At 59.4% G+C, this 13,382-nt stretch carries 12 protein-coding genes; 10 read left to right on the top strand and 2 right to left on the bottom strand.

What is annotated here, in order from left to right; genetic code table 11:
- The first annotated feature begins 147 nt into the window (after positions 1-147).
- Genes ACQKPE_RS03115 through ACQKPE_RS03105 form a run of 3 tightly spaced genes read left to right on the top strand, consistent with a single transcriptional unit; the run spans position 148 to position 3,571 of the window.
- Positions 148-1,542, top strand: coding sequence for a DUF262 domain-containing protein (locus ACQKPE_RS03115; protein ID WP_427663307.1), 1,395 nt, complete (start codon positions 148-150; stop codon positions 1,540-1,542).
- On the top strand, positions 1,539-2,732 hold the full coding sequence (locus ACQKPE_RS03110; protein WP_427663306.1) for an AAA family ATPase: 1,194 nt from the start codon (positions 1,539-1,541) through the stop codon (positions 2,730-2,732). Before ACQKPE_RS03115 ends, ACQKPE_RS03110 begins: the two co-directional genes overlap by 4 nt.
- Positions 2,729-3,571, top strand: coding sequence for a hypothetical protein (locus tag ACQKPE_RS03105; RefSeq protein ID WP_427663305.1), 843 nt, complete (start codon positions 2,729-2,731; stop codon positions 3,569-3,571). The genes ACQKPE_RS03110 and ACQKPE_RS03105 overlap by 4 nt, the downstream gene beginning before the upstream one ends.
- A 447-nt stretch (positions 3,572-4,018) precedes the next feature.
- Here the strand turns inward: ACQKPE_RS03105 and ACQKPE_RS03100 are convergent, their stop codons facing one another.
- Positions 4,019-4,891 carry a LysR family transcriptional regulator gene (locus ACQKPE_RS03100; RefSeq protein ID WP_427663304.1) on the bottom strand — a complete coding sequence of 291 codons (873 nt, stop codon included), beginning with the start codon at positions 4,889-4,891 and terminating at the stop codon, positions 4,019-4,021.
- 103 nt (positions 4,892-4,994) lie between these two features.
- On the opposite strand from ACQKPE_RS03100, the gene ACQKPE_RS03095 reads away from it, so the two are divergent.
- The 7 genes from ACQKPE_RS03095 (at position 4,995) to ACQKPE_RS03065 (ending at position 12,310) form a co-directional block, all read left to right on the top strand.
- Complete coding sequence (locus ACQKPE_RS03095) at positions 4,995-5,417, top strand: VOC family protein (RefSeq protein ID WP_427663303.1); 423 nt, start codon at positions 4,995-4,997, stop codon at positions 5,415-5,417.
- A 19-nt stretch (positions 5,418-5,436) separates the two neighbouring features.
- Entirely contained in the window at positions 5,437-6,435 is a 999-nt protein-coding gene (locus ACQKPE_RS03090) for a homoserine dehydrogenase (protein WP_427663302.1), read from the top strand.
- A 17-nt stretch (positions 6,436-6,452) separates the two neighbouring features.
- Positions 6,453-7,157 carry a glutamine amidotransferase gene (locus ACQKPE_RS03085; protein ID WP_427663301.1) on the top strand — a complete coding sequence of 235 codons (705 nt, stop codon included), beginning with the start codon at positions 6,453-6,455 and terminating at the stop codon, positions 7,155-7,157.
- A gap of 480 nt (positions 7,158-7,637) precedes the next feature.
- Entirely contained in the window at positions 7,638-8,129 is a 492-nt protein-coding gene (locus ACQKPE_RS03080; RefSeq protein WP_427663300.1) for a (2Fe-2S)-binding protein, read from the top strand.
- Positions 8,119-10,419 carry a molybdopterin cofactor-binding domain-containing protein gene (locus ACQKPE_RS03075; protein WP_427663299.1) on the top strand — a complete coding sequence of 767 codons (2,301 nt, stop codon included), beginning with the start codon at positions 8,119-8,121 and terminating at the stop codon, positions 10,417-10,419. Before ACQKPE_RS03080 ends, ACQKPE_RS03075 begins: the two co-directional genes overlap by 11 nt.
- Before the next feature lie 2 nt (positions 10,420-10,421).
- Entirely contained in the window at positions 10,422-11,117 is a 696-nt protein-coding gene (locus ACQKPE_RS03070) for a hypothetical protein (RefSeq protein ID WP_427663298.1), read from the top strand.
- 14 nt (positions 11,118-11,131) lie between these two features.
- A complete protein-coding gene (locus ACQKPE_RS03065) occupies positions 11,132-12,310 on the top strand; it encodes an XdhC family protein (RefSeq protein WP_427663297.1) in 1,179 nt (392 codons plus the stop codon).
- Here ACQKPE_RS03065 and ACQKPE_RS03060 read toward each other — a convergent pair.
- Positions 12,280-13,233 (bottom strand): GlxA family transcriptional regulator, encoded by a 954-nt coding sequence (locus ACQKPE_RS03060; protein WP_427663296.1) that lies wholly within the window; start codon positions 13,231-13,233, stop codon positions 12,280-12,282. The genes ACQKPE_RS03065 and ACQKPE_RS03060 overlap by 31 nt on opposite strands.
- Positions 13,234-13,382 lie beyond the last annotated feature (149 nt).

The following is a 13,382-nucleotide window of genomic DNA, read 5'->3' as shown; positions in this document are numbered from 1 at the left end:
ACACCGAAACCTTCAAGCCCACCACGCCGCAACTGCGGTGGCTCAGCCCAAGTACTACTCGCATCCGGCAGCTCGTACGGTCCACCTCGGTACGCTAGATTGCATTTCTAGAGCTTGTCTCGCCGCTGGGACGCTCACCGAGCTAGAATGCTCCAGTATGAGAATGCCTTGGAGCAATCCCCTTTGTTGATTTTTATACGCATGGCTGATGGCGAATCGATACCGGTTCAATTAATAGAGCGCGATGTCGACAGGCGTGGTCGACGCAAATGGGCGTCTAGGTATCCGCATATTAGCATTTTACGATCTCCAGATGGTCATATTGATGTGGACACATCTGAAGAGATAGATTCATCCCATGAGGAAATCATTGAGCAGTTTCTAGTGCACATGGCGGGTGCAGAGATCCAGCAAATTGGAGGTATTGAATACACAGATGATTCGGTGAGAAATCCTGAAGAGTTTGATTATCCTTATGACCCTGAGACCATCCGCATTGACACTAAGCCATTCAATATAAGTCTGGTTTATGAAATGATTGAAGATGGCGATATAAACTTGTCACCTGACTTTCAAAGAAAGTTCGTATGGACTGACACCGGTGCGCGATCAAGGCTAATAGAATCGATTATGCTGCGAATCCCATTACCTGTTTTCTACATGGCTCAAGATCGTAATGGGACGCTCCAGGTCGTTGACGGCCTTCAGCGACTCACCGTCATTCGCCAATTCTTAAACAATGATTTGCGCCTGAAGGACCTTGAATACCTGAAGGGAGAGGAAGGAAAATTTTTTCGCCATAATGATCCGAATCTATGTATTGACCAGCGCTATCGGAAGAGGATTTTGCAGACCCAGATAATGGTGAACATCATCGATCCTCAAACCCCTACGGACGTTAAGTTCGACATATTCAAGCGCATCAATCAAGGGGGGCGACCGCTGAATGCGCAGGAGATCAGAAACTGTATGTCTTCGCCCTCCACAAGAAATCTTATTCAGTCGCTATCAAACTCTGAGGCGTTTTTGATTGCTACCGGATACAGTATCGGCGTGGCGCGAATGCAAGACCAGGAGCTTGTCCTTCGCTTTCTTGCGTTTCGCTTGGCCCATCACTTTGATGAGCTACCAGAGTACTCAGGGAATATGGACCGCTTTCTAGATCACGCAATCGACGTATTGAATGACGCGCCCTACGATTTGCTTGATTCGCTACACGGAAGCTTTATTACTGCAATGGAAAATGCAGCGCATCTATTTGGTGAATATGCATTTAGAAAATGCCTACCAGAGCATTTGGAACCTGGTGCTCGGCGGCGATTAATAAATAGCTCATTATTTACAACGTGGTCGCAGGTCTTGGCCGACTGTCACTACACAAAAGTTAAACGAGTTCCATATGGCGACTTCTCACACTACCTAGCGGCGGAGCTAGAGGATGATGAGTATCTTTATGATAGCGTCACATCCGGCACAAATGACCGTAGGCGGATTTTTTACGCACTTTCTAAGTTTCATGATATCTGCAGGGAGCACCTATGATTGGTAGTTTGATAGTTAAGAACTTCAAATGTTTCAAGGATGTAGAAATCCCCTTCAAGCCTATAACAGTTGTCTGCGGAGGGAATGGCGTAGGCAAGTCGAGCTTGATTCAGTCCCTGCTACTTTTAAGGCAGGCAGCTGATCAATTACGCAAGCTTGAGGATGTAGGTGCCCTAGCAGCAGAAAAAGATGTTGAGTTCCCAATAAGACTTAATGGACCGTATCGACTGGCTCTTGGAAACAGTCTGCGATTGACCAATGACGAATTAGAATCTGATAAGCTTGAGATTGAGGTTCGGCCTGAAGCTGGTGATGTGCCGCCAGTGTCTGCACAATTTATTGCGGATACGGTTAATGCAAAGGTCACATTACAAGCACATTATCGCGGCGGACGCTCAAGTGAGGTGTTCAACAAGACGGGCCAGCTCCCGGTGTTTTCCGACCAGTTCCATTACCTTGTTGCAGAGCGTAATGGCCCTCGCGATCTGAGTGAGGTCTCGGATGAGCATTATGTAACTACAGGCTTGGCAGGAGAGCATACGGCTGATGCTATCTCTCGCGCAGAGGCACAGAATTTAACTGTCGACGAAAAATTGTGCCTTGTTGATGGGTCGAATCTTTTCAAAGTACAACTAGAAGCGTGGATGCGGTTGCTAGTTCCTAATATTCAGTTATTTTCTCACCCCTACCCAGAAATAAACCGCGTCCGCTTGAGTATCGAGAAGGCCGGTACCCCCGTGGCACCTCTCTCACCGACAAGCACAGGATTCGGCATAAGCTACGTGCTGCCAATTATAGTGAGTGGGCTACTGTGCCCTCCGGGTGCGATGCTGATTGTCGAAAATCCAGAGGCGCATTTACATCCTGCTGCACAATCGGCGGTCGCTCAGTTCCTCGCTACGGTAGCGAGCACGGGAGTACAGGTTGTAATTGAGACACATTCGGAAAATGTGATTAATGGTGTTCGCCTCGCAGCTATAACCGACATGATTGACTATAACAACGTGGGCTTGATCTTTTTCTCTGCTAAAGACGGTGACACACAGCCGAAAATTGAGTCTATTTCAGTAGATGCACTAGCAGAGTTGAGTGCTTGGCCGCGTGGTTTTTTTGATCAGCAAGGAAGTGATCTTGCAGCACTTATGAAGGCTCGCAAAGAAAAGCGCGCAGCAATGGAAGCGAAACAATGAGCCGTCTACTTCATCACGCAAATGAGCGTTATAATGGTAATGGTGAAATTCAGGAAAGCCAATTAGAGGACTGCACTGAGCGCTTAGTTACTCTCCACAAGATAATTGTGGATTCTGGGGAGGTAGTGAGGAAAGAAGACTCGCTTTATGAAGTAGAAATATTTCCTGGAGTGAGCGTCTGTGATGTGATTTATGGCGACGCGACCAAGCTCTTATCTCACGACTGTTTAGCCAGCTTCCGACTCATGATTGATCAGTCACCGATTTTGAACAAACAACACCTTGATAATGCATCAACCGTGGGAACACTCGGGCTTCTGCAAGGAGGAAGTGCCAACGATTTAACCTCTAATGACGACTGGGTGCAGCTCGTTCGACTAGATCTCAGCCTGAATGCAAAGTCCGTTAAAGATTTCTATGCTGACTTTTCAGCAGCATTTCCAAGATTGAAATTTAGCAATGACTTCCCAGACTGCATGAATAGTTTCGATGGCGGTCATGCCCCTTATGCTGCCACAATTACGCGGAGCCTCGCTAGCTTGAATGATGACTGGGTCGAAAATAAAAACGGCGACCTGCCTGAAATGTTGAGGGTGTTTTCGTCAAAAAGTAGATTCCCTACAAGCTTAGAAGGTAATGGAGCGCGCAAGAAAGCACTTACATTTTCGTTTTCTTTAGATCGAGATCGCTCCGAGCTTGTTCTGTGTGAGCCTCACATGAAGCTCGAGAGAGCAGATATCCAGGGTGAATACTGTTATCATCGAATCTATTTTTGCCCGCGAGCCCATGATGGTTTTTACGATAAAATCCTAGTTGGTCATGCAGGCAGACATCTTTGACTAACTTATGAACTCTGAAGTGCGAGCATCTATTTACCAACTTTTAAATCTGCGCTACTATAATCTGTTTTTCTACGGAAAATGGAGGGCATTAATAGCACTCCGGCTCCGAGCCTTGTCGCTTTGGAGCCATTGCCCAAAGTTAGCAAAGTTGACCAGAGCGAACGCTTATGAGGAGCTGCTATTGACCGATAGCGTCCTTATACGTTGTGTATGAAAAGTCTTGAGACGAAGGTCAGGTAAGGCGAAAACAGCCGAGGAACGTCCGGGGTCGCGTTCAAATTTACGGGTTGCAAATGAGCATTCCGAGGCTGCTTTCAACGCAGCATTACCGAGTATCAAGGCTTTTTATACAGAGCCTAAGGAGCTTTTCCTCCCACATGCTCCAGCGCACCGACCTACTTGCCACCAAACCCTAACCACTGCTCCATCCCGCTCACGCTCAAACTACCCGCCGCCTAAACACCTCCCCCGCAAACACTCCACAAATCCCAACACCGCATCCGAAACCGCCACCCGCCGGCAAAGCGCCCCAATCTCCCGATGCACCGGCTCGCCCCCCATCGGTATCGCCCGCACCCCCGCCGGCAGCGGCAATATGGTCTCGGTCAGTGGCACCACCGCCACCCCCAACCCGTTTTCGACCATCGCCACCATCGCCTGGATATCATCCACCTCCACCCACTCACGCAACGCCAGTGCGTGCTCACGCAGAAAGCGCTCCACCTGCCGCCCGCCGAACGACGAGCGGTTGTAGCGAATGAACGGCTGCTCCACCAGCACCCGCTGCCAGTCGTCACCCAGCACATCCTGCGCGACGAGCAGCACATAGTGCTCGTGCACCAGCGGTATCCACTCAAGCTCCTGCGGCGGCTCGAAGGTGGGGCGGATGAGAATGGCTACATCGAGTTCGCCCGCTTCCACCCGGTCCATCATGTGCAGGGAAACCCCTGGCGCCAGGTGCACCCGGCAGTTCGGGAAGCGTTGGCGGAACGGCACCAGGGCGCGGGTGACCAGCGTTGCCTGCACCGAGGCGATCGCGCCAATCTGCAGGGGCTTGCCCCATTCTTCGTCGGTGGTCGGTTCGCCCAACGCGTCGAAGCCGGACACCAGCACCTCGGCGCGGGCCAGGGTGCGCAGGCCGGCAGCATTCAAGGTGGCCGAGCGGCCAGTGCGGTCGAACAGGGCGAAGCCCAGGGAATCTTCCAGGCGACGCATATGGCCGCTGACGGCGGCCTGGGTCAGGCCCAGGCGGTCGCCGGCGGCGCTGAAGGTGCCGTGGCGGGCGACGGCGAGCAGAGTGCGGAGTTCGACGATCATGGCAATTGATAACGTTTTGTTGTGCTCATGATAAGAACATATAGTTTTTCATGAGCCTTGTCGCCGGATACGCTGTTTCCACACACCCCAGAGGGATACTCCGATGACCGCACTATGCCCCTTCCACCTCGCCTTCCCCGTCAACGACCTGGCCGAGGCCCGTGAGTTCTACGGCAACCTGCTGGGCTGCAGCGAAGGCCGCAGCTCCGAGCAGTGGATCGACTTCAACTTCTATGGCCACCAGGTCGTCGCCCACCTCGCCCCCGACCAGACCGGCAGCGTGTCGGCCAACGCGGTAGACGGCCATGGCGTGCCGGTGCGACATTTCGGCGTGGTGCTGACAATGGCCCAGTGGCAAGAAGCCGCCGACCGCCTGACCGAAGCCGGCGTCGATTTCATCATCAAGCCCTACATCCGCTTCAAGGGTGAGCCTGGGGAACAAGCCACCATGTTCTTCAAGGACCCGAGCGGCAATGCCGTCGAGATGAAGGCCTTCGCCGACATCAACAACCTGTTCGCCAAGTAACGGTTCGAGGAGCGCCCCCATGCACACCCTCAAGGTCGCCATCGCAGGCTTCGGCGGCGTAGGCCGCACCACGGCCCAGCTGCTGCTGTCCCGCCAAGAGCATTACCGCCAGCGCTACGGCGTGGATGTCCGCCTGGTGGCAGTGTGCGGCTCGAAGGCCGGCCTGGTCGCCACCGATGGCCTGCGAGAAAGTCAGTTGCAGACGCTGCAACCTGAGCTGACAGGGCCGGACTTCATCGCCTCGAGTGGCGCCGACCTGCTCATCGAAGCAGGGCCGAGCGACTTTCGCAGTGGCGGCCCGGGCCTGCCCTACCTGCAAGCGGCCCTGGCCGCCGGGAAGGACTGCATCGTCATCTCCAAAGGTGCGCTGGTCCACAGCGGGCGCCAGCTGCGCGAACTGGCCAAGGCCTCGGGGGCGACACTGAAACTCAGTGGCGCCACTGCGGCGGCCCTGCCCACCCTGGACCTGGTCGGCTACAGCCTGGCAGGCTGCAAGGTGCTGTCGATCGACGGCATTCTCAACGCCACCACCAACTTCCTGCTCGACTCCATGGGCAGCCATGGGCTCGGCTTCGACGAAGCCTTGCGCCTGGCGCGGGAGAATGGCTTCGCCGAAGCGGACCCGCGCAACGACACCGAAGGCTGGGACACTGCCTGCAAGCTGCTGCTGTTGGCCAACTTCGGCCTCGGCACCGACCTGACCATGGACGACCTGGTGGTCGACGGCATTCACTCGGTCACCCCCGAACTCAGCGAGGGCTGGCGCACCAAGGGCCTGGTACCCAAGCTGGTCGGTAGCCTCAGCTACGAGAATGGCAAGGTCCGCGCCAGCGTTGGCATCAAGACCTACCCGATTACCGACCCGTTCGCCCATGTACGCGGCAAGAACAAGGCCATCCGTATTACCAGCGATGCGATGGGTGAAACGATCGCCATAGGCGGCGGGGCCGAGCCCTTGGCCACAGCCGCTGCCGCACTGAAAGACCTCGAACACCTCCTTATGGCCAAGTACGCCTAACGCCCGGAACTGCATCCATGACCCAACGCACCCTGCAAGCCATCCGCCATGTAGGTTTCGAAAACCTCGGCAGCTTCGAGGCCCCCCTGCGCGAAGCCGGTTACGCCATCGAGTACATCGAGGCGGCAGAACACGACCTGACCCAACTGGACCCGAACGGTGCCGACCTGCTGGTGATTCTCGGCGGGCCGATCGGCGTCTACGACCACGACACCTACCCCATCGTCACCCACCAGCTGGACATTCTGCGCACACGCCTGGCCGCCGACCGCCCAACCCTCGGCATCTGCCTGGGCGCGCAGCTGATGGCCGCCGCTTTGGGCGCTCGGGTGTACCCGGGCCCGGCGAAGGAAATCGGCTGGTCGGTGCTCGAGCTGGCAAACACGGATGAGCCCAACCCGCTGGCCGAGCTGCGCGATGTGCCGGTGCTGCACTGGCACGGCGATACCTTCGACTTGCCGCAAGACTGCACCCGCCTGGCATCCACCGAGATCTGCCACAACCAGGCGTTCTCCCGTGGGTCGAACCAGCTGGGCCTGCAATTCCACCCCGAAGTACTGGGCGCGCGCTTCGAGCATTGGCTGCTGGGGCATGCGTGCGAACTGGGCACCTCGGGTATCGACCCCGTTGCCCTGCGTCGCGATGCCGGGTTGTATGCGAAAGGGCTGGAGCAAGCGGGCAAGCACATGCTGCGCGGCTGGCTGGCCGGGCTCTCGTTCTAAGCCCAACGTTGTTTGAAAATGGGGCTGCTATGCAGCCCTTCGCCGGCAAGCCCGCCCCTACAGGTTCTCCCCATCTCTGTAGGAGCGGACTCGCCCGCGAAGGGCCGCATAGCAGCCCCATTTTCTTTACTCCAAACCATGTCCCAAAACATTGCGTATATGACATTGTCGCCCCGCCTGCCATTGCTAGACTTCACCTCATTCTGAACACCGTGGTCTCGCTTCTTTTCGCACTAAGCCCATAACTATTAATTCTCCGAACGCACAAGGAAACGTGCAACTAACGCGCACGTTTCCTGTTGAGCGCGAGGCTGTGCGAACGCCATAAATCCTTCAGGCACGGCTCATTGGCCGCGCCGATTTACTGCCTATCCAATTGCTGTATGTGTGCCACTTGGCGTGGCGCCTTGCGTATTCGGCTGCCCAAAAAACAACGATATAAATCAATAACGCGACGCCTGAAACCCTCTGGAGGTCGGCATGATCGAGTTCTACTTGAACGGCGAGAAAGTTAAATCGAACGCCGCTGACGATGTACCGTTGCTGTGGGTGATTCGCGACGAGTTCAAACTCAAAGGCACCAAGTTCGGTTGTGGCGTCGCCATGTGCGGCGCCTGCACCGTGCATATCGATGGCAATGCCATTCGTGCCTGCGTGTACCCGATGGCCATGGCCAAGGGCATGCGTATCACCACCATCGAAGGCCTGGGCGGCAACCACCCGCTGCAAAAGGCCTGGGTCGAAAAGCAGGTGCCGCAATGCGGCTACTGTCAGTCCGGGCAGATCATGCAGGCCGCTACCCTGCTGACCCGCACGCCAAACCCAAGCGATGACGACATCGTCAACCACATGAGCTCCAACCTGTGCCGCTGCATGACGTACCAGCGCATCAAGGACACCATCAAGCACGCAGCGGCGATGGCCAGTACCGAAGGCGCGCCTGTCGTGGTGGAGGTGGCCCATGTCAAATAAGCAACTGCGCCTCACCGTCGACATGGCCAGCCTGTCACGGCGCAACTTCCTGGTCGGCAGCGTGGCCGGCACCTTGATGATGGCCTTCGCCCCGACCTTCCCGGTATTAGCTACCCCCGCCAAGGACATGCTCAAGGACAAGCTGTTCTCGCCCACCATCTGGTTCGAGATCGACAGCAGCGGTGCGGTCACCGTGAACATCACCCGCGCGGAAATGGGCCAGCACGTGGGCACCGCGCTGGCACGCATCGTCGCCGATGAGCTGGGTGCCGACTGGAGCCAGGTCAAGATCATCCACGTGGACACCGACCCCAAGTGGGGCTTGATGATCACCGGCGGGTCCTGGTCGGTGAACACCTCGTTCAAGACGCTTTCCCAGGCCGGTGCCGCCGGCCGCACCGCGCTGATCGAAGCCGGGGCGAAGCTCAAGGGCGTCCCCGCTGCACAGTGCGATACCAAGAACGGCTACGTGCTGACGCCAGCCGGCAACCTCAGCTTTGCCGAGGTGGTGCAAAAAGGCGCCATCGACCGCACCTTCACCCCGGAACAACTGAACGCCTTCACCGCCAAGCCCAAGAGCAAGCACACACTTATCGGCACCCAGCACAACGCCCTGGACATCCCGCCGAAAACCAACGGCTCGGCCGTGTACGGCATCGATGTGGAAGTCGAAGGCATGGTCTATGCCCGCCCCATCGTGCCGCCTACGCGCTACGGCAGCCGCGTGATCAGCGTGGACGACCAACGCGCCAAAGCGCTGCCCGGTTACTTGGGCTTTGAGGTGCTCAAGGACCCCAGCGGCCAGCTCGAGGGCTGGGTATCGGTGCTGGCCAAGGACTACCCCACCGCGATCAAGGCCGGTGACCTGATCAAGGTGCAGTACCAGCCAGGCCCCACGGCATCGGTCAGCGAAAGCGATATCCTGGCCGAAGGCCTGCGCCAGGTGAACGACCCGTCGGAGGGCGTCCTGTATATCAACGATGGCGATGTCGATAGCGCCCTGGCCAAGCACCCAGACTCGATAGAAGCGATCTACAACACCCACACCGTCCTGCATTTCGCCCTCGAGCCGCTGAACGCCATCGCGCTGCAACAGGACGGCAAGTGGCATATCCACGGCGGCAACCAATGGCAGACGCTGACCTTGGCGATCCTGTCCAAGGCGCTGGAAGTCGCCGAGACCGACATCATCATCCACCAGTACTACCTCGGTGGTGGCTTCGGCCGCAGGCTGGGGGGCGACTACATGATCCCCGCCGCCTTGACCGCCAAACAGTACGGCAAGCCGGTGAAGCTGATCTTCACCCGCGCCGACGACTCGCGTTTCGACCAGGTGCGCTCGGCCTCAGTACAGCGTTACCAAGCCAACTTCAACGCCGACAACCAGTTGGTGGCGATGGACCACGCCTTTTCCGCCGCCTGGCCAACCCTGACCATGTTCCCGGCCGGCATGACCGAAAGCGTGGACAAAAAGGGCAAGGTCGACCCCTTCTCCGCCAGCGGCGCCGACCACTGGTACAGCATCGACAACCATCGCTCACGGGCCATCAACAACGACCTTGCACAACGCACCTTCCTGCCCGGCTGGCTCCGCTCGGTCGGCCAAGGCTGGATTGTCTGGGGGCTGGAGGCGTTCATCGACGAAGCCGCGCACCGCGCCTGTGTCGACCCACTGGAATTCCGCTTGCAGATGCTCGATGGCAAAGGCAAGCACGCCGGCATCGCGCCAGAGACTGCCGGCGGCGCCAACCGCCTGCGCCATACCCTGGAAGTGCTCAAGGCGCGCATCAACTATGGCAGCCCGCTGCCTGCCAACGAGGGCATCGGCATCGCCCTGTCGGCAGGCCAGGAGCGCACCAACGCCACGTGGATCTCCACTGCCGTGCAGGTGGCGGTCGACCCGGCCAGTGGCAGCATCCGGGTGAAGAAGGTGGTGATGGTGGTGGACGCCGGCATCATCATCCACCCCGATGGCGCCCGCGCCCAAGTGGAGGGCGGTGCAATGTGGGGGCTGAGCATGGCGCTGAACGAGCACACCGAGTTCCAGGACGGGCAGGTGCGTGACGTGAACCTGAACACCTACATGCCCATTCGCATGAACGAGCTGCCGGAAATCGTCATCGAGTTCGTCGACAGCAGCGAATTCCCCACAGGCCTCGGCGAGCCCGGCGTGATCGGTATCGCACCGGCCATCAGCAATGCCATTTACCAGGCCGTAGGCGTGAGGCTTCGGGACCTTCCGATGCGCCCGGCACACATCCTTGCAGCCCTTGAAAAGAAGGTAGGTTGACCATGGCCACCGCTCGCCTGACGCTCAGTGCATTGGCATTCACCGGCTTCACCGGCGTGGTGCAAGCCGACGCCTTCGAGGATTACGTAAAGGCCCCCAACCCGGACAGTGCATTCAAGTACATCCACCAGGTCACCACCCACCAGCGCTGCGTGAACTGCCACGGGGTCATCAAGGATGGCGTGCAGCGCCCCACGGTAGGCGAGGACGGCCGCCTGCACCCGATGAACATTTCCATCGTGCACAACCTGCGCCTGAAGGTGGAAGGCAAGATGTTCGTGGAAATCGCCAACTCCTCGCAGCCGGTCAACTGCCGCAGTTGCCACCAGGACAAGAACGGTGACGCACCGGGCATGCCGCCGGGTGCCGCCAACGACTTGATGCCAGGGTTCGTCTGGCACATGCCGCCGCCGACCATGCTGCTGACCCGCGACATGGGCGTACAGGCGCTGTGCGAGCAGTTGCTGGACCCCGCCCGCAACAGCTTCCTGGCCGTGCGCGGCGGGCGCCACGACCTGAAGACCTTCAAGAAGGAATTCGACCACCACGTCAACGACGACCCGCTGGTGCGCTGGGCCTGGGAGCCGGGGCCAGGGCGTATCCCGGCGCCGGGCACGCACAAGCAGCTGGTGGAGGCGATGCAGCTGTGGACCAGCGCGGGGGCGCCTTGCCCCGATGACGGCAAGAAAACCCTCTAGGCCGGAGCGCAGCCATGTCGAGCGGAACAACAGCACTGCTGGATGCGATCGCGACCCTGGAACGGCAAGGCGGCCAGGCGGTACTGGCCACGGTGGTCAAGGTGGAAGGCTCGGCCTACCGCCGCCCGGGGGCACGCATGCTCATTCCTTTGTACGGCGGCACCGTGGGCACCATCAGCGGCGGCTGCCTGGAGTCCGAAGTGGCCAGGAAGGCCTGGTGGTTGACCGACGAAGTACCGGCCATGGTGCGCCGCTACAGCACCGCCAGCGACGAACACGCCGATGATGAGGACGCCGCGCTGACCTTCGGCCTGGGCTGCAACGGAACCGTGCATGTGCTGTTGCAACGCCACAGCCCAGAGCGCCCGCTGGCCGCCTTCGAGCTGCTGCGCCTGGTGCGTGGCAGTGGCCAGGCAGGCGCACTGGCCACCGTGATCAGCAGCCACCGCAATGCCCGCACCGAGGTGGGCGAGCAGATGCCGCTGCACCCCGACCACGACATCGACTACCACCTGAAAGACCCGCTGCTCGGCGCCCAGGTACGCGCCGACCTGGCCAACGTCCTCGCCCGAGGCCGCTCAGCCCTGCACCACTACCGCGATGCCCATGGCGAAGTGGAAGTGTTCTGCGAATACCTGCCGGCGCAGCAACGCCTGGTGGTCTTCGGCGCCGGCCACGATGCCCAGCCGCTGGTACAACTGGCCAAGCTGCACGACTGGCACGTGACCGTGGTCGATGGCCGCGCCCACTTCGCCCGCGCCGAACGCTTCCCCGAGGCCGATGCGGTGTTGCAAGTGGACGTCCAGGCGCCCTACGCCTTGCAACCGCTGACCGACGGCGCGCTGGTGGCGGTCATGACCCACAGCTACAGCCAGGACCGTCACTGGCTAGGCGGGCTGCTGGGCAGCAACCCGCTGTATATCGGCCAGCTAGGGCCGCGCGATCGAACCGAGCGGCTGCTCGACGAGATCCCTGCATCGGGGGCGGGGCTCGCCGCGCTGGGGCGCCTGCACTACCCCATCGGCCTGGATATCGGCGGCGACACGCCGGCGCACGTCGCCACCGCCATCCTCGCGGAAATGACCGCCGTGCTGCACCAGCGCAACGGCGGCATGCTCAAGCATCGGCAGACGTCGATTCACGCCACCATGGGCAGCGCCGCTCAGGGCGCACCCTCGAAGGCATCGGCATAGAGCTTCACGCGAATAGCCTGCGGCGGCTTGCCGTAGGCGCGCAGAAAAGCCTGGCGCATGCGCTCGCGGTCGCCGAAGCCGGTCTCGCGGGCGATCACCTCCACCGGGTGGCAGCTGGTTTCCATCAGGGTGCGCGCCGCCTCCACCCGCAGGCGCTCGATGGCCTTCGCCGGGGACGTGCCGGTCTCCTCGCGAAATACCCGGCTGAACTGCCGCGGGCTGAGCCGGGCGACCTGGGCCAGCAAGGTCACCGACAGGTCGCTGCGCAGGTTCTCGCGGGCGTAGGCCATGGCCAGCTGGATGCGGTCGGACTTGGGGTCGAGTTCCAGCAGCGCCGACAGCTGCGATTGCTCCGCCCCCCGACGCTGCTGCATGACCATCTTGCGCGCCACCCGGCGCGCCAGGTCGCAGCCCAGGTCCTTCTCGACCATGGCCATGGCCAGGTCCACTCCTGCACTCATGCCGGCGCCGGTCCACACCGGGCCATCGACCACGAACAAGCGGTCGTCATCCATGCGCAAATGTGGGTAGCGCTGCTTGAACTCCGGCGCATGCAGCCAATGGGTGGTCACCCGCCGGTTGGCCAGCAGGCCCGCTTCGGCCAAGGCGAAGACGCCTGTACACAGAGAAGCGATGCGCCGCGACTTGTCGCTGACCAGCGTCAGGTGGCGCAGCAGCCGCGCACTGGGTATGCCCAGTTCCAGATAGCCACTGATGATCAGGGTGTCGTAGCCAGAACATTTGAGCGGCTCGGTGTTGACCGAATAGCCCTGGGACGACATCACCGCGCCGCCGTCCTCGGACACCAGGGTGAAGTCGTAGACCTGCTCGCCATGCAGAAAGTTGGCACACTCGAACACCGAGCCAAGCGACAGGCTCATGGGCTGGAACTGCGGGTAGACCACCAGCGCTACGGTATGCATAAGCAACCTCGTGGGTATGGGTGGTACCGATTTTCAGTATGCCCCACGCCCCACGCAACAGCCCGACGCGCCGATGTCCGGAATCCTTGCGAGGATGACATTGTTCGTTGCCTGGTGACTTCCTACCATTGGCCCATCGCACTAGACGA

Source organism: Pseudomonas sp. NPDC089554, from assembly GCF_050280645.1.
Lineage (GTDB): Bacteria > Pseudomonadota > Gammaproteobacteria > Pseudomonadales > Pseudomonadaceae > Aquipseudomonas.
The sequence above is the reverse complement of the archived record's forward strand: the minus strand, read 5'-3'. Positions and strand labels throughout refer to the sequence as shown.